The organism is Nostoc sp. FACHB-190 (assembly GCF_014696905.1).
Lineage (GTDB): Bacteria > Cyanobacteriota > Cyanobacteriia > Cyanobacteriales > Nostocaceae > Nostoc_B.
Genome location: NZ_JACJQW010000017.1, coordinates 80,232 through 97,794, shown reverse-complemented (window position 1 = coordinate 97,794; position 17,563 = coordinate 80,232). Strand labels below are relative to the sequence as shown.

Genomic DNA, 17,563 nt, shown 5'->3' with positions numbered 1-17,563 from the left:
ATACTGATTGTTATTTCATTTGTGGGACGAAGTTCGCAGGCTAATTTTTTCATATCAAAATGACGACATTCCTCACAGACTCCACTGATATTAACCGGATTCATTTCTCCTCAAAACTGAATTTAAAGCAGCGTAGTGAATTGGGACAGTTTTTCACTCCCGCCTCAGTTGCTCGGTTGATGGCGAGACAATTCAGCAATTTATCTGGTCATATTAGTCTTTTAGATCCGGGGGCTGGAGTTGGTGCGTTAACTGCTGCATTTGTCGAACAACTATTAGCAAATCCTCATAATGTCGAAAGTTGTTTGCTCACAGCTTATGAAATTGAATCAGTTTTTATACCAGCTTTGAGACAATGCCTGACAGAGTGTTGTATCGCTTTAGAAAAAATCGGAATTACAGCAAATTATTGCTTATATCAAAAAAGTTTTATTCAGGATATTAGTGAAATAGATTTACCACTTTTTAATCAGTTATCTAATATCTTTACCCATGCAATTCTTAACCCACCTTATAAAAAAATTAATAGCCAATCAATAGAAAGAAAAATCTTGTCAAAATTAGGAATAGAAACTGTAAATTTATATAGCGCATTTGTTTGGCTAACTGTTTTAAATTTGTCTGACAATGGAGAAATAGTTGCAATTACACCTAGGAGTTTTTGCAATGGTCTTTATTTTAGACCTTTTCGGCAAGCTTTTCTGCAAAATATGGTAATTTCAAACATTCATATTTTTGAAAGTCGTTCAGCAGCTTTTATAGAAGATAAGGTATTACAAGAAAATATTATTTTTCATGCAAATAAAACTAAAATTCTTCCGGATTACGTTGAAATTGCTAAAAATGTTGAAAATAAATTAGATGAATTTTCAGAATTAAGATATGTTCCTTATAGCCAAGTTGTTGATCCTCATGATTCTGAAAGTTTTATTCATATTGTGACCAACTCTCTTGAAGATTATTTGAGAGCGCAAATTAATAAATTCTCATTTACTTTAGATGACCTTGGCTTAGAAGTTTCAACGGGGCCAGTTGTGGATTTTCGGCTCAAATCAGCGTTGAAAACTTCCTGGGATAATAAAAGTGTGCCATTGATTTATCCAGAAGCGATCAAGGCAGGGAAAGTATATTTTCCCCCTAGTAATCCCCGTAAAGCGATCGCTATTACACAAAACTCAGAAACAGCAAAATGGTTAGTCCCTTCAGGTTGGTATGTTTTCACCAAGCGGTTTTCTGCTAAGGAAGAAAAACGTCGTGTTGTGGCTGCTGTGTATTCTCCTGGCGATTCCCCTGTGATTGGTATAGAAAACCACTTAAATTACTACCATGCTCAAGGCCAAGGAATGAACCCCGATTTAGCACGAGGTTTAACAGCATTTCTCAATTCAACTTTATTAGATAGTTACTTCCGCCAATTTAGTGGACACACACAAGTTAACGCCACAGATTTGCGTCAACTTAAATACCCCAGCAAAGATGATTTAATTCGATTAGGAAGCCAAATTGGTGATTCTCACTTAGATCAGGAGCAACTTGATCAAGTTGTACATCAAACTTTGTCGATTATGAGCGAAGCCATAAATACAATTCAGGCGAGTAACCGAATTGAGGAGGCGTTAGCAATTCTCAAAGCTATTTCTGCTCCTAAAGCTCAACAGAATGAACGATCTGCATTGTGTTTACTAGCTTTAGCAGACATTCGCCCGGAAACACCTTGGTATCAAGCAACAGCACCAAGACGCAGAATCACAGAAATGATGGATTGGTTTCGTGATCACTACGGTAAACAATACGCACCGAATACACGCGAAACAGTGCGACGACAGACAATGCACCAGTTTGTGCAGATGAGAATAGTTGTGGGGAATCCAGATCAACCGGAGCGACCGATTAATAGCCCAAAATGGTGTTATCAACTTCATCAACAAGCATTGTCACTAATTAAATCTTACGGTTCTGCACAATGGGAAGAAGCTCGTCACAATTATGCTATTTCAGTGACAAATTTATTGCAGGACAGAAAGCGAAATCGACCAATAATTCCTGTAACGCTACCTAATGGTCAAGCTATTCAGCTTTCATCAGGTGGACAGAACTTATTAATCAAGGACATTTTAGAAAGTTTCTGTCCCAAATTTACACCAGGAGGTTTTGTGATTTATGTAGGTGATGCTGGAGATAAGTTTATTATCAATGAAACTCAGAAATTCCGAGAACTGGGAATTGAGATAGACACTCACGGTAAAATGCCAGATGTTGTAGTTTACCATGAACAACAAGACTGGCTGATATTAATAGAGGCTGTGACAAGTCATGGCCCAGTAAACTTGAAACGTCGCAATGAATTAAAGCAACTGTTTCAGTCTAGCCGTAAAGGATTAGTGTTTGTAACTGCCTTTCCCAGTCGCCAAGAAATGACTCGTTATCTAGCTGAGATTTCTTGGGAAACAGAAGTGTGGATAGCAGATCAACCTGATCACATGATTCATTTTAATGGGGAAAGATTTCTTGGCCCGTATGAAGATATATAGTACTCATATTTAATTTTTGAAAAAGCTTAGGCATCTATAAGGTGAGCATTCACTACTATACTCCAGGCTAATTGAGAATCTTACTGAAAATGCCCATCCTGCGTACTGTCTATACCAATATTATTTAACAGTGACTTGTTGACTAATATAATCAACCACCTGTTGAACATGTGTAGTTTTTTCAGCAACTTCATCAGAAATTTCAATTTCAAATTCTTCCTCAAAAGCCATGATGAGTTCTACTGCATCTAAAGAATCTGCTCCTAAATCTCGAATAAAATTAGTATTCCTAGTTATTTTATTAGCATCCACTACTAACTGTTCAGCAATAATTACTTTAATTTTTTGAAATAAACTCTCTTTAAAATCTCTGTTGATAGATATATCCAAGTCTACGTTTAATCTAGTTGTTTGAATAGATTGATAATTTTCTTCTAAATTTATTTTTATTTCATCTTCAGATTCATCTTTGATATGAAGGTAATAATAAAGATTAGCTACAGCTAAATCTGATGCTTGTTGCAAATTGGATAAGACTAAAGTCTTGTATCCCGTCTTTAAAGCTTGTTGATTAATATATAGTTCATATTCTTTTCTCATGCCAGCATCAAACAAAAATAATAGTTGGTCACGTAGAGAATAAAAGTGAGATTTTTCTGCTAGACTTTCATATATTAACTGTTCTGGTGGTGTAGCTAGGTTGACATCTTTCCTATCTATAAAATCAGTATTATTTATATCAGCACTACTTAAAAGTTTTAATTCTGATGCAGGAAGCGAAGCCATCCAAGTAATATGATTTTTCCATGATTCTAATACTGCTAAATCATGGTTGTAAATGCGATTAATTTCAGGAAAAAGAAAATCAAGCTCATCGTGTGAGTCGCAGCGATTAATCACAGTAATGCTATCTTGACGAATTTTATCTTGAAGTTGACAGAGGCAATCACTGACTGCTGATTTCTCATCTTGTACTTGATAAGTGGTAATAATTGCTTGTTCAATTACCCAAGCGCATTCCATTCTACGGAGTTGTCCAGCAGCACAGGTTCCTTCTAACAAATGGGGATTGTTATAATCTGCCAAAACTGTAAACAGCATCTCTCTTGCGCCATCAATTTCAGCATTTCTCCGGCTTAAATCTTGTAATTGCATCGCAGAACGAAAGCGATTTATAGCTTGTATAAATAATCCATAAGCCCGAACTAAAACCACACGATGCTGCTCAAATTTAATATCTTGGGATATCTGCTCAATTATTTGCCTAATTTCTACCCCTTGGTCTTTTAAGGCTTGCCTTAAGTCAATAAAGCCATTTTTAACCTCAAGGCGCATTTGTTCAACTTCTTTTCGCAGTTTTAAAGTTTGGTGTAAGTTAATGGCAGTCAAAGCTACACCTGCTACTGTTCCTACTCCAACTAATGCAGTAGTAGCTTGTAATACTCCTAAAGTAGATTGCATAACTTGTAAGCCATTGAGAACTTCTGTAAATCCTCTATTCATTTGATACATTTGCGCTCCACTGCTAATTAATTGAGACGCAACTAACAGTGGCGATAGAGGACTATTTTTGACCGTAGCACCAATAGCATGAGCAACAAACTGTCCAGTAACAGTATCTCTAGCCATAGCTATTGGTACACCATTACTCAAGACTTGGGCATATCTACCAGCTTGAATTCCAGCTTCAATCACAGGAGCAAATTGGAATTGCATTTTCTTAGATTATTAGAGATTACTTGGCTCTACACTAGCTTGTTTACAAAGGTGTAAATAACCGTAATTACTCGGTATATAAGTGAATTTTGCCTAAAACTTGGGCATACTAAATTTGAAATTACTAGTGTCACTAAAACTATGGATACTTCCCTAGCAAATACTCAACTTCTTGATTGGTTATCACAGATATCTGGGCATAAACTTACTCAAAGAGAACTTTCTCGACCTGTGATATTTCTGGCAAATTTAGTAACGATACTACTAGGAGTCATATTTGTTGACGGTACAGTAGCAGAAGAAGAGAAACAAAGGCTGCTAAAAACTCTTTATTTATTCAGTACACCAGAAAGCAATGTTCGGCGACTAACGCATTTAATGATTAAAGGTATTAAAGAAAATCAAACTTATAAAAGAGTGAATGATTTGCTCCTTCTTAGTGACTCACTGTCCAATTCCGAAAAACTACTATTGATTGCTTTTGGCTATGAAATGTCAGCAACAGATGGTGTAATAGATCCACGAGAAAAGCAATATTTAGAAATAGTAGGTAATCATTTAGGGATTAACCAAAAACATTTAGCTGTTTTAGAAACTGGTTTTACTCATCAAACTGATATAGACTTAACCGCATTAGATGAGGTAAAATTTCTACTCGACCCATCAAGGTTCTTTGAATTAGATGTGATATTTATCAAAGCTACAACTGATATTTTGGCAGCTTTACCTGCTAAAAATGAACGCAAAGCACTTAAGCAAAAAACGCAGTATTCATACAGTAATTTAAAAAAAATTCAAGATTACCAAAAACAATTAGATTATTTTTGTCATAATCTTTATCAGTTAATTACTGATTGTAAAGAGCATGGTTTTTTAGCAGATAATTTGATTAATGAAGTTAGTAAAATATCTCAAAAATTGCAATCTCAGCGATTTCGTCTAGCAGTGATAGGTGAATTTAGCCAAGGAAAATCAACATTAATCAATGCTTTACTAGGCGAAGTCATTCAACCTGTCAGAGAAATTCCCTGTAGTGGAACGGTAACAGTATTAAAATATGGTACTTGTAAACGAATAATCTGTCGATATAAAAATGGCACCGAAGAAGAAATTCCTTTTAGTGAATATCAACTAAAAGCAAGTATTTCTGAAGATGCAGCACTTGGCTGTCTGAGTGATGAACTAGCAAACTCTGAAGTTAAAGAAATAGTTTTTGAACATCCTGATTTAGCATTATGTAGTAGTGGAGTAGAAATTATAGATTCTCCAGGATTGAATGAACATCCTGATCGGACAGGAGTTACTCAACAATTATTAAAAGATACGGATGCGGTAATTTTTTTAACTAATGTATCTCGTTCTTTAACACAAAGTGAACGCGAATTACTGCAAGATTTAAGAATTCAATTAAATGGTGGTAAGGATGATGAACCTGCTAATAATCTTTTTGTAGTGGGTAATTTTATGGATATGGTACGGACAGAAAAGGGACGGGAACAAGTTAAGCAGAGAGTGGAAAGATTCTTACAAGGTGAAAATCCTCTAATTATTGGTGAAAATAGAATTCATTTTATTTCTGCTCAGGCTGCCTTAGAAGCGATGTTAGGAGGAGAAGAAAATGAATATTTAACTACGTTTCAAAATTTTACTCAGGCTATTGAAAAATTCTTAACAGATGAACGTGGAACTTTAAAAATAAACCTCTCTCTAATTGAAATCAACAGTTTAATCCAAAAATGTAGAAGTGGACTATCACAAGCAGAAAAGATATTAGATGGTAAGATAAATATTTCTGAATCTGAAAAGCAGAAAATATTTGAACAGATTGGTGAAGCAAGTGGGCGTGATGTCAGAATTCGTTTGGTAGCTTCTCAATTGGTAGAGCAAGTAATTGAACAAGCTGCTGAATCTTGGGATGAGTGGTGGGAATGCTTAGAAAAACGCATAACAGAAAAAAGTCAACATTGGCATTCAGAACATAATCCTGCTTGGAGCCAAGATAGGTTAATCCAAGATTATATTAATCAATTTATTCGAGACATATCTAAAGAGATAGACGACTGGGGTAACAAAACACTTAAAGATGTTATTTTAAACGAAAATATTAAGATTTTAGATGCAAATATTGAGTATGAACTAGATGCAGTTCAAGCAGAATTTAGGAATATAGAACAACAGGTAAAAACTGATTTTAGTGAACAACTTCAATTAACTATAGACGGCATAACTGACGATTTTATGGGTTTTGGAGGATTTGGTGGTGGATTAGGTATAGGTGGTGCTTTAGCGGCTGGACTACTAGTATTTGCAGGAATTGGATTAATCCCAATAATTATTGCTAGTTTAGCGGCTACAGTTGCTGGTTCATTTGGTTTCGGAATGTTTGATGTTGATGGACTTCGTAACCAAATAAAGTTGAAAGTTATTAATATAGGATTTCAAAAGTTAAACGAATCAACAGATAAAGTTGCTGAAAAACTGCATGAAATCACTACCTCAGTTTTTGATACTAAAGTGGAATCAGCGAGTCGAGTCATTTTCCAGGCTATATTGCTTTACGAGAACCTGCTAGAACAACACGAAAAAGCGCATCAAGAAACTCTAGAACAACGTGAAGCAGAAAAGGTATGGATATTTCAAAAATCTCAAGAATTAGAAAAGATAAAAAATTCTATTGAAGCAATCCTGTAAAGGGTGCTAGTTATAAATACTCCATTGATCAAGCTCGCTTTTGGAGGCTGAGTTTATACAGTCAATGAGCCTTTTTATATAGTGAGCCAAGTCTTTATCAACCCAGCATCGCCAGTCGTCTAAAAATTTTGGCTGAAATCCAGCTTCACGATCGCCTGGAATCTCACCCTCAACACCCATATAGCCCGACTTTACTGGAAATATTTTAATATAGCATCAGGATAGGGCTGGATTTGGGCTATCTCTAAAGACGATATGATACTGAATTTATGTAGGTATTTTGCTACGATCGCTGTTTAATTAACCTAACTGTGATAGTGGTAACTTTATAATAAATATGTTGGTAAAACGCAAAAGCCGCAGTATCGCTGCTATTCTCGCTTTTTCTGGTACGCTCACCGTCTCAGGATTACACAAGTTCTATTTAGGTCAGCCGTTGTGGGGGATTTTATATGTGCTGCTTTCTTGGACACCAATCCCCAAGGTGGCTAGTGCAATTGAAGGTGTGTGGTATTTAGCTTTAGATGAGGAAGCTTTTGACCGGAATTTTAATCAGGGTAAGTCGGCTGTTAAGTTTTCTCAATCAGCCAGTAATCAGGTAGAAACAGTGGCGAATGCTTTGCGCGAACTCGATGCGCTGCGTCAAGATGGTCTAATTTCAGAATATGAATTTGAGCAAAAACGCCGCCAGCTACTCGACCAAATTTCTTGATATAGCACTGTAACCTGTCACCTGTAACCTGTCACCTGTAACCTGTCACCTGTAACCTGTAACCTGCCATACAAGCAAAGATAATGCACAACTGGCTACCTCTAAACTTTAAGTTACAAAAACTCCGCGCCAAATTGCTGAATGATCCTTACTATCGGTTGCAGTCTGGTGAAGAAATTCAAATAGCGGCGCAATTGGGTATTCGGATTGATGTGAATCAAGCGACGGTGGATGATTGGTTGCGCTTACCGGGTTTGTCGATTCACCAAGCGCGATCGCTTGTCGAACTTTCTCGTTCTGGGGTTAAATTTTACTGTATCGAAGATATTGCCGCCGCTTTGAGTTTACCAGTGCAGCGTCTCAAGCCATTAGAACCACTGCTGCACTTTGTTTACTACGACAATGAGTCTCTGGTGCATACAAATCATTTAGTGAATCCCAACACTGCTACAGTCGAGATGTTGGCGCAAACGCCATTGATTGATTTGTCCCTTGCTCAAGCAGTAGTGGAAAATCGCCAAGCTTATGGACTATATCGTAATATCGCTGATTTTCAACAACGATTGCAGTTACCTGCCGAAGCGATCGCGCAATTAATGTATTTTCTGCGGTTTTAATTCATGGTGGGTTGCTCTTGGTCATCGGCTATTTCTGGACTAAATTCAGTAAGCATACACAGCTTTATCAAATTATTTATTAATTAAAAGATCCCTTATATGAAATCATTGATCCCTGTTTTATTCTATCGGGCAGGGATAATAAATTTTATAGCCATTGCCAGCTAAATTAAGATAAGATTTATCATCAAACACTTATACCAAGAGACTTTTGAGCTTATCTCCTATTCTCTAGTATATGACTTTTTTGTGTCTTTATTATGTCTGTTTACCCATATCAGCTTCTTCTATCTTGCTAACAATAGGTGATATATTTTCTTGACTCTAGGGAATTTATCACTAAATGTCACCAAAGAATGACATTTATCTAGTATGGTTCATAAAAACTTATTTCCCGAAATATTTGATATATATATCATCTTGGTTACAAAGCGTTAAGAAATTCTTATTAAAAAATATTGCTGATACTTGATTTTGTTGTTAACGTGTGTTTAGCAACGCTGCTGATCAATGCTCTGAATCTAAGAAGAGGTAAAAATTATGAGCCATATCCATTCAGCCAATTGCTGGAAGTATTGATGAAGTTCCGAAGCCTTGCATAGAAAAGGTACTACAGGCTATGGACTCGACAAGTTTTATATCACTAAGTACTAGGATTTTTACTCAGCACTCAGTACTCAGCACTCAGCACTTTTAAGTCAGAGGATTTCCGCAATGCAGATTAAAGCACAAATCTCCATTGCAAATAGCTGAGTTTTCTTCTGAAGTCAACAAGGATAGATGATTTGTCTTACCTGCGGAAAATGAGTAACCGTAATTGCGTCTATCTAAAAACACAAAACGCGGGTTAAGACTTAAATTCTGGAGATAAAAACCGATGAAGATTCAAGGTAATGTTGCTCTAATTACAGGGGCTTCTCGCGGTATTGGCAGAGCGATCGCCCTTGCTCTAGCACAACAAGGGATGAAAAGATTAATTTTAGTAGCACGCGATCGCCAAAAATTAACTGAAGTCGCCCAAGAAATTACGGCGATGGGAACAGAAGCCGTCATCATCCCACTAGATTTAACTCGCGCCACAGAAGTAAATATTACTGTAGCCCAATTGTGGCGCAATCATGGCCCGATTCATCTGCTGGTGAATTGTGCTGGTGTTGCTTATCAAACCTCATTCTTGCGTTCCAAACTTCCCCAACTCCAAGAAGAACTGTCTGTGAATTTGTTGGGAATGTACACCCTCACCAGTTTGATAGCCCGACGCATGGCCAGCCAAAAACAGGGGACAATTGTTAACGTCTCTAGTTTAATGGGGAAAGTCGCTGCACCAACAATGGCAACATATTCAGCTACAAAATTTGCCATCTTAGGATTTACCCAAGCCTTGCGTCAAGAATTAGCCGAGTACAATATTCAAGTCAAAGCCTTATTACCTTCTCTCACCGACACAGATATGGTGCGTGACTTGCAACTATTCCGTTGGGTGATTCCCATGACACCCCAACAAGTAGCGCAAGCATTGATCGTCGGATTGCAGAATGATGCACCAGAAATTTTAGTTGGATGGCAAAGTCATTTAGCTGTGTGGTGTCAACGCCTAGCCCCTTGGTTGTTAGAGTTGATTTTAAAAATTGCCGCGCCACCAGCACCAAGAAAGCAGCAAGTTGTCGAAAAACCAAGTTTATTCAGCCGGATCAATCGTTTTTGCGATGTTTTGTTAAATCGAAACGTAACTCCATTAGTATCTGCACGTAAGTCTTAAAAGATTCTGGGACGCGATCGCCTACTGCAACAATAAAGATACAGTATGAGGGATGAAAAGTTTTATTCCTCACACTTATGATTTCCTTTCCTACGACTCTCCCGCCTGAAATCGTTGACGGCTTACCAAATATTTCTGGTTGGGAGAAAGAAGTTCTTGCGGTTGTGAACCACAACGAACCTGTTTTTTTACCTTCAACCAATCTGAGGTTAGAGGATGTGAATGCGGTATTTGCGATCGCTTTACACATGCACCAGCCAACTATCCCCGCAGGATACAACGGCGGACTGATCAGCAATCTGCAATATATGTTTGAACATCCCAACGAAGGCGACAACCACAACGCCGCGCCTTTTGCTTATTGCTATAGTCGCATGGGTGATTTCATTCCCGAACTTGTCAGCCAAGGTTGCAATCCCCGCGTCATGTTAGATTACTCTGGCAATTTGTTGTGGGGATTACGCCAGATGGGACGCAACGACATCCTTGACAACCTCAAAAAAATTACTTGCGATTCCAAATATCAACCTTATGTTGAATGGTTAGGAACAATGTGGAGCCATGCTGTTGTTCCTTCCACACCAATACCCGATATTAAATTGCATATTTTAGCTTGGCAACAACATTTTGCTGCTATTTTTGGCTGGGACGCATTGGCAAGAGTCAAAGGATTTTCACCGCCAGAAATGCACCTACCAAATCACCCTGATACTTTATTTGAATTTGTCAAATCTCTCAAAGAGTGTGGCTATCTTTGGTTATTAGTCCAAGAACATTCTGTAGAAACAATCAATGGTGAATCTCTGAGATATAAACATCTACCACACCGTTTAATAGCGCGTAATTCTCAAGGTGAAACAATTAGTATTACAGCCTTAATTAAAACTCAAGGTTCTGATACAAAATTAGTTGCTCAAATGCAGCCATACTACGAAGCTAAAACACTCTCTAAACAACAAATAGATAATGTATTAGTACCACCGATAGTCAGTCAAATTGGTGATGGGGAAAATGGCGGCGTGATGATGAATGAATTTCCCAGTGCTTTCAAACAAGCTTGGTGGGATATGGTTAATCATGGCGGTGGTAAATCTGGCGTTGTCGGAGTGTGCGGTACAGAATATTTAGAGTTAATTACAGCCGCAGGTTGTAACCCCGAAGATTATCCAACTTGTCAGCCAGTAGGACAGCATCTCATTTGGCAAAGAGTTGCATCCGATAATTATCACCCCGAAGCTGTGGAAAATGCCATTCAAGAATTAAAGCAAAGCAACCCTAATTTTCATGTTGATGGTGCTTCTTGGACAAATCATATTAGTTGGGTAAAAGGATATGAAAATGTATTATCTCCTATGAATAAACTCAGCAGTTTATTTCATGAAAAGACAGATAAAATTTTAGTCAACGATGAGTCTGGTGTAATTACTAAACAATCCCAATATCGGCAGGCATTACTCTATAATTTATTGCTGCAAACTAGCTGTTTTCGCTATTGGGGACAAGGTACTTGGACAGATTATGCTAAAGCAATTTATCAACAAGGAGAAGCTTTACTGCACGCAAATTTTTAAAATCTAGGGCTGACACACAAGTGCTGTAATATCGTAGACGCGCAAGCGGCTTCCCGTAGGGTACCGCCGAGGCGCAGAGGAATAAGAGTTGTAGAGGAATATTGAGTAAGTCACGGCTATACAGACAAAACCCTTTATTTTATATTAGTCCGCGTTCAGCTTTGCTGTCGCCGCAGCCTAGGCGGACTGCGTTTTTATAGCCGCGAATTACATTCTTCGGGGCTTGTAAATTTAATTAAATGTTATTCAAATAATTACTTAAGTTGAATTAAAATTATTGCAAATAATTTTAATTTAGATAAAAATATTGAGTAAAAAAATGTTGTGGCACCAATGGCAACTATTGTTAGGAACTGCGGCATTAGTATTGCCATTAACGTTTAGTTTAGCTCACCCAAGGATAGGGATAAATCAGGCGATCGCTCAAAATCCCATTCCAGTAAAACGCCAACATCGTACAGCACTCATTATTGGTAATTCCAATTACAAATCAGCCGATACATTAGTTAATCCTGTCAACGATGCTACAGACATTGCTAATTCCTTACGTCAAGTGGGATTTGATGTCACTCTCCTCAAAGATGTAGATTTGAGACAGATGGAAGAAGCCATTGAAAAGTTTAATCGCCAACTGCGCCAAGGCGGAGTAGGGTTATTTTACTTTGCTGGACATGGAGTGCAAGTAGACGGAGAAAATTATTTAATACCTGTCAATGCGCGACTAGAACGGGAACAAGATGTGCGTTATGAAGCGATGGCGATGGGTAAAGTTCTGAATGTGATGGAAGATGCAAACAACGATGTCAATTTTATTATTTTAGATGCTTGTCGGAATAATCCCTTTACTCGTCAATGGCGATCGCTCCAACGTGGGTTAGCAGCACCGACGCAAGCTGTTAAAGGCACGCTCATTGCTTATTCTACTGCACCAGGGACAGTTGCTTTTGATGGCGATGGACGCAATAGCCCTTATACTACAGCTTTATTACGTAATATGAAGGCTCCGAACCTAGATGTGGAACAAATGTTTAAACAAGTAAGGGCTGATGTTCTCAATACAACTAATGGCAAACAAACACCTTGGGAATCTTCGTCTTTAATTGGTTCTTTTACTTTTAATTCAACAAATGATCGTAACAGAAATAATATGACATCTTCTGTTACCACACCTCAATCACCCCGCAATCAAGAAATCATCACCACCCCGCCGACTCCGCAGCCTTTGACTTCACCCAAAACAACATATTTTGCTCAACAGCCGAGTTTAGTAGAAGTCACAACAGACGACAATCAAGCCAAAGCTTTAGGCGCAACTTATTACTTTACAATTAACTTGCCAGAAGGTGCGGGGACATCTCTCCAACAAATTACAATTAACCAGCGTGAAGGTGCAGAATATATCCGCTTTCGTCTCAAAGAAACTGTCGCCTTTAAAGGAGGGCGTTCTCAAACAAGAGAGAAACTGCAACTAAAAGATATTAGCAGCGATCGCAAAACCCAAACCATATCTTTTACTTTTGATCCGCCAGTTTCACCTGGAACAAAAATTACCATTAGTTTAAAAGCCCAACAAAATCCCCAAAGAGGTGGCGTTTATCTCTTTGGTGTGACCGCATCGCCAATTGGAGAAAAACCTCACAGTCAATTTTTAGGTTTTGGTAGATTACAGTTTTATCAACATATTTAAAAAGGCAGGAGGCAGGAAAAATTTATAAAGTAAAATAACGCTATCTCCCTTGTCACCCTTGTCCACCTTGCCCTCAGTCGATGAACTTCACCAAAATCACACCAAGGGCAAAAGTATTTTAAATTCCGAACCCACCCCTTCTTGGGAACGAAAATCTAATTTACCGCCATGTCTTGCGGTGATAATTCGGTAACTAACGCCTAAACTAGTTTCTACATCAGCCCGTTTTTCCGTTGAAAAAGAATCAAGAATTTGTTTTTGTGCTTCTTCTGACATTCCGGGGCTATTATCAACGATGCTAATACAAACCCAACGAGAATCCGGGGCATTTGGGTGGGTTGGTGCTTGAGAAATAACGGCTGTAGTGATGATAATTTGAGGTTGATTTATGTCAGAACAAGATGCTTGTTGAAACTGTTGGCGAACAGCTTCATCTAATAAGCCATCTACAGTCTGACTAAAAATATTCATTAATACTTGGTGCAGTTGTCCCATAAAGCAAGGAACTGGGGGAATTTTGCCATATTTCTTGACAATTTCAATTTCACCTTTTAAACGGCTTTTTAACAAAAGAATAATCCCATCTATACAAGCGTTAATGTCTACTGGTTTGGGATAAATTTCATCAATATGGCAGAAATTTTGTAAACTGGTGACGAGTTTTTTTAATCTCTCTGCACCAGTGTGGGCGCTGGCTAAAGCTTTGGATAAATCTTCTTCTAAAAAATCAAATTCAATTTCATCTTTGAGATAGTTAATGGCGGCGGAAGCTTCGGGTAAATCTTCGGAGTAAGCAGCTATTAGCTTGAGTAAGTCTTGACTATATTTTGAGATGTAAGTTAAATTGCCCCAAATAAAACCAACGGGGTCTAAAATTTCATGGGCTACGCCGTCAACTAAACGCCCTAAACGTGCCATTTTATCATTTTGAATCATTTGGGCTTGACTACGTTCGTAGCGTACTTGAGTTTCAATGCCGCGAATTTGCCAAGCTGCTAAACTCAAGTCGTGAATATCTAATAATTTGTAAGTATTTGTTTCTGTTTTGACAACAATCGGTTCGGCAAAAAGTTCAGGCGATCGCTTGAGTGTATGCTGCATTGCTGTTAAAATCGTCGTCGTCTCTGGTAGCAGCATAATTTCTGTACGTGCATAGCTGTAAAGCTCGTTAATGTTGGCTTTAGCAAATAACTCTTGTCCAAAAGGACGAATCAGAAATTCTAGAACACGTCGCCGCGAAATCATCCCCAAAAATTTTCCCCGTTCTTGTAAAACTACACCTGGTAAGCGCGGGTATCTTTCTAAAAAATTAGCTACTTCAGTGCATGTACAACTAATATCTACAGCAAAGTCATACATAGGTAATTCTTGTAAATTTGACTCTAAACTGAGATAGTTATTACTGGCAATAGATAAAACTGGTGGTGAAATTAAAGCAGTTAATTCTGATGACACTGGCAACCCTGAGATATATAAGTTTTAACAACTAGTTAATAGGTAAAAAACTGAGATTTTAAAGTCTATTCAGTAAGTATGCAGCTATCAATATAACGATGTAACGCAAGTTAAACATATCAAAAACCCTGACTAATAGGAACTTAGCGAACCTCGTGCGTTAGCTTTATTTGTCCTAACTGACTTAGATTCTTATTTTATTAACAGAAGGATAATTTAAACAACTTAATTCATCAAAATATTAACTAATAATAACAAAAATGAGAATTTGCCAGATTTTAGGTAGTAGTGGCCGTGAAAATACTTGGAGTCTTGCGGAAAATTAGCGCCATACATAATGTTTACTAAAATTATTCCATTTTGGTATTGCGGATTGCTGATTTTTGTAGTAGAAATCAACCACAGACACTCTTGAGTTGAGCCAAATTAAGTTAAAACACGCATATCAGCAACTCAGAGTGATCCCCAAATGTTTAAAGACTGTGAATCCTTGATGAAAATGCGTGGAAGATAACACACTAATCAGCTAATTTACAGTAAGTATAAACATTAGGTAATTAAACGTCACCTAATCCTATGCCTGTTAACCGATAATTCAGAACTATTTCGGAAATCAGGCAATCTCAAGCAAAACAATCATCCGTAAATGCACTCATGTAAAATGACTATACTAAAACTCACGGGCGCTAGTTGGCGCTTAAGCAAGACTACGAATTAAAGATAGTCTGGTTGTGTCAATGATGTTGAATTATCCGTACATGATTTTGATCCCCATTTCGATAAAATGACTAGACATAACCTCAAAACTTTCAACCGCTTTTGACTGCGACACCCATGAATCAACTGAACAATGGTTTCACGATATTTCTGAGTCTGCTAGTCGAAGCGATGCCGTTTTTGCTTCTAGGGGTTTTATTCTCTAGTTTGCTGCTGTTTTTTGTTGATGAGCGCAAATTAGTCGAAAAAATGCCCAAAAATCCCCTATTGGGGGCTTTAGTTGGCAGTATGGTGGGTTTTTTATTTCCGGTGTGTGAGTGTGGCAATGTGCCGGTAGCGCGGCGCTTGCTGATTCAGGGCGTACCCACACCTGTAGCAATTGGTTTTTTACTAGCAGCGCCAACGATTAACCCGATTGTGATTTGGGCAACTTGGACGGCGTTCCGCGATCAGCCAGAAATCGTGGTTTTACGGGTAGTATTTTCCTTATTGATTGCCACAACTGTTGGCTTTGTGTTTAGTTTTCAAAAGGACTTGACTCCCATAGTCCAACCTGCGATCGCCCGTTATATGAAGTTTAATCCCCCAGCGAAAGTCGAAACCCAACGGCGAGGTAAACGTTACCAACTTCCCCCAGAATCAACAACACCAACTTTGTTGCAATCTGGGACATATATTTTGGGAGGGAAAGCAGGTACACCCAACCGGATGGATGGCACAGCAGATGACCCCCTAGCAAACTCAAATAAACCACTGGCGGCAAAACTCCGGCTGTTGATGGATAACAGTATCCAAGAATTGCGCGAACTGGGCGGAGTTATGGTAATTGGGAGTGCGATCGCAGCTGCTATCCAAGTCTTTGCACCCCGCGATTTAATCCTGAACCTCGGTGCTGGCCCGGTTAGTTCCATCATCGTGATGCTAATTTTGGCAGCCGTTGTCTCAATTTGTTCCACAGTCGATTCCTTCTTTGCCCTATCCTTTGCATCAGCATTTAGTAGTGGTTCCTTGCTGGCATTTTTGGTATTTGGGCCAATGATCGACATTAAAAGCGTTGGGTTAATGTTATCCATTTTCAAGCCAAGAGCAATTTTCTACCTCTTTGCCTTAGCCGGACAATTGACATTTTTATTCACGCTGTTTATTAACTTGCACGTTCTTTAAAGTGCTGAGTGCTGAGTTAAAAGATGGATACGTCTGATAACCAATGACAAAGGACAAAATGCAAAGTCTGATTGGAGGTTTCTTCCAATCAGACTTTGTAAGAGAGGACAAATGACAATGACACCTAAAGCTCAACGCCTGAATTTATTACTCTCTTGGCTGGATGTCATAGCCATCACAGCTTGGGGAATTTTAATGTTGAAATACTGGCTGACTGGCAAGCTGAATTTGCTAATTCACCCAAATTATTTTGGTTTGGTGTTAGTAGCTGGTATTGCCTTAATTATTGTTGGCTTATTCAAAATGCAAGAACTTTGGCAACGTCATCGCCGCGATATTTTGCCAAATGTCCAGCATATAACTTTATTTCCACCTGGTTGGGGTGGTGCGTTGCTGTTAACGGCGGCCATTTTAGGTTTCATTATTACACCGCAAGTTTTTGCCAGTGACAAAGCCCTCAACCGTGGCGTGAGTGATTTACTGGGAACTTCCCGAATTAAACCCCAAGCCTTCCGCGCTTCGGTTCGTCCAGAGGAGCGATCGCTAGTAGATTGGGTAAGAACTCTCAATGTTTATCCCGAACCCGACGCATACACAGGACAAAAAGCCAAAGTCCAAGGCTTTGTAATTCGTCCTCCAGATTTAAGCAAAGAATATATATTTCTCGCCCGATTTATTCTCTCATGCTGTGCGGCGGATGCTTACCCCGTCGGGTTACCCGTGAAATTACCAGCAAATCCCGAACAATACACCCCTGATACCTGGTTAGAAGTCGAAGGACAAATGGTTACAGACAACCTCAACGGGAAACGCCAACTCACCATTGTGGCGAACTCTGTCAAAAAGATTCCCCAACCCCAAAATCCCTATAGTTATTAATCATTTGTTCTTTGTTCTTTGTTAATGACCAATGACCAATGACCAATGACCAATGACCAATGAC

Annotated in this window: 11 protein-coding genes and 1 pseudogene; 10 read left to right on the top strand and 2 right to left on the bottom strand. The window is 38.5% G+C overall.

The genetic code is table 11. The features are described 5' to 3' along the window. Positions 1 to 59 precede the first annotated feature (59 nt). Positions 60 to 2,531 carry a BsuBI/PstI family type II restriction endonuclease gene (locus tag H6G28_RS18990; RefSeq protein WP_190673099.1) on the top strand — a complete coding sequence of 824 codons (2,472 nt, stop codon included), beginning with the start codon at positions 60 to 62 and terminating at the stop codon, positions 2,529 to 2,531. 120 nt (positions 2,532 to 2,651) lie between these two features. Here H6G28_RS18990 and acpP read toward each other — a convergent pair whose 3' ends face one another. Then, on the bottom strand, positions 2,652 to 2,909 hold the full coding sequence (gene acpP, locus H6G28_RS18985) for an acyl carrier protein (RefSeq protein WP_190673218.1): 258 nt from the start codon (positions 2,907 to 2,909) through the stop codon (positions 2,652 to 2,654). A gap of 1,479 nt (positions 2,910 to 4,388) precedes the next feature. Between acpP and H6G28_RS18975 the strand changes: the two genes are divergently transcribed. The 7 genes and pseudogenes from H6G28_RS18975 to H6G28_RS36905 all read left to right on the top strand — a co-directional run bounded on the left by H6G28_RS18975 (position 4,389) and on the right by H6G28_RS36905 (position 13,284). Beyond that, positions 4,389 to 6,938, top strand: coding sequence for a dynamin family protein (locus H6G28_RS18975; RefSeq protein WP_190673096.1), 2,550 nt, complete (start codon positions 4,389 to 4,391; stop codon positions 6,936 to 6,938). Between the two features lie 337 nt (positions 6,939 to 7,275). After that, positions 7,276 to 7,650 (top strand): NINE protein, encoded by a 375-nt coding sequence (locus H6G28_RS18970; RefSeq protein WP_062291837.1) that lies wholly within the window; start codon positions 7,276 to 7,278, stop codon positions 7,648 to 7,650. Between the two features lie 83 nt (positions 7,651 to 7,733). After that, on the top strand, positions 7,734 to 8,267 hold the full coding sequence (locus H6G28_RS18965; RefSeq protein ID WP_190673093.1) for a ComEA family DNA-binding protein: 534 nt from the start codon (positions 7,734 to 7,736) through the stop codon (positions 8,265 to 8,267). A gap of 877 nt (positions 8,268 to 9,144) precedes the next feature. Then, positions 9,145 to 10,026, top strand: coding sequence for an SDR family NAD(P)-dependent oxidoreductase (locus H6G28_RS18960; protein WP_190588798.1), 882 nt, complete (start codon positions 9,145 to 9,147; stop codon positions 10,024 to 10,026). Between the two features lie 77 nt (positions 10,027 to 10,103). After that, entirely contained in the window at positions 10,104 to 11,597 is a 1,494-nt protein-coding gene (locus H6G28_RS18955; RefSeq protein ID WP_190673090.1) for a polysaccharide deacetylase family protein, read from the top strand. A gap of 319 nt (positions 11,598 to 11,916) precedes the next feature. Continuing rightward, positions 11,917 to 12,693 (top strand): annotated as a pseudogene (locus H6G28_RS36910) (caspase family protein); the annotation flags it as partial. A gap of 51 nt (positions 12,694 to 12,744) precedes the next feature. Further along, the gene (locus H6G28_RS36905) at positions 12,745 to 13,284 is read left to right on the top strand and encodes a DUF2808 domain-containing protein (RefSeq protein WP_396019796.1); all 540 of its coding nucleotides are present in this window, start codon (positions 12,745 to 12,747) and stop codon (positions 13,282 to 13,284) included. Positions 13,285 to 13,380: 96 nt separating this feature from the next. Here the strand turns inward: H6G28_RS36905 and H6G28_RS18945 are convergent, their stop codons facing one another. Further along, positions 13,381 to 14,739 carry a sensor histidine kinase gene (locus H6G28_RS18945; RefSeq protein ID WP_190588795.1) on the bottom strand — a complete coding sequence of 453 codons (1,359 nt, stop codon included), beginning with the start codon at positions 14,737 to 14,739 and terminating at the stop codon, positions 13,381 to 13,383. A gap of 834 nt (positions 14,740 to 15,573) precedes the next feature. Here H6G28_RS18945 and H6G28_RS18940 point away from each other — a divergent pair. Together H6G28_RS18940 and H6G28_RS18935 are read left to right on the top strand one after the other, a co-directional pair. Further along, complete coding sequence (locus tag H6G28_RS18940) at positions 15,574 to 16,620, top strand: permease (RefSeq protein ID WP_190673084.1); 1,047 nt, start codon at positions 15,574 to 15,576, stop codon at positions 16,618 to 16,620. Positions 16,621 to 16,737: 117 nt separating this feature from the next. Then, positions 16,738 to 17,499 carry a TIGR03943 family putative permease subunit gene (locus H6G28_RS18935; protein WP_190588793.1) on the top strand — a complete coding sequence of 254 codons (762 nt, stop codon included), beginning with the start codon at positions 16,738 to 16,740 and terminating at the stop codon, positions 17,497 to 17,499. Positions 17,500 to 17,563 lie beyond the last annotated feature (64 nt).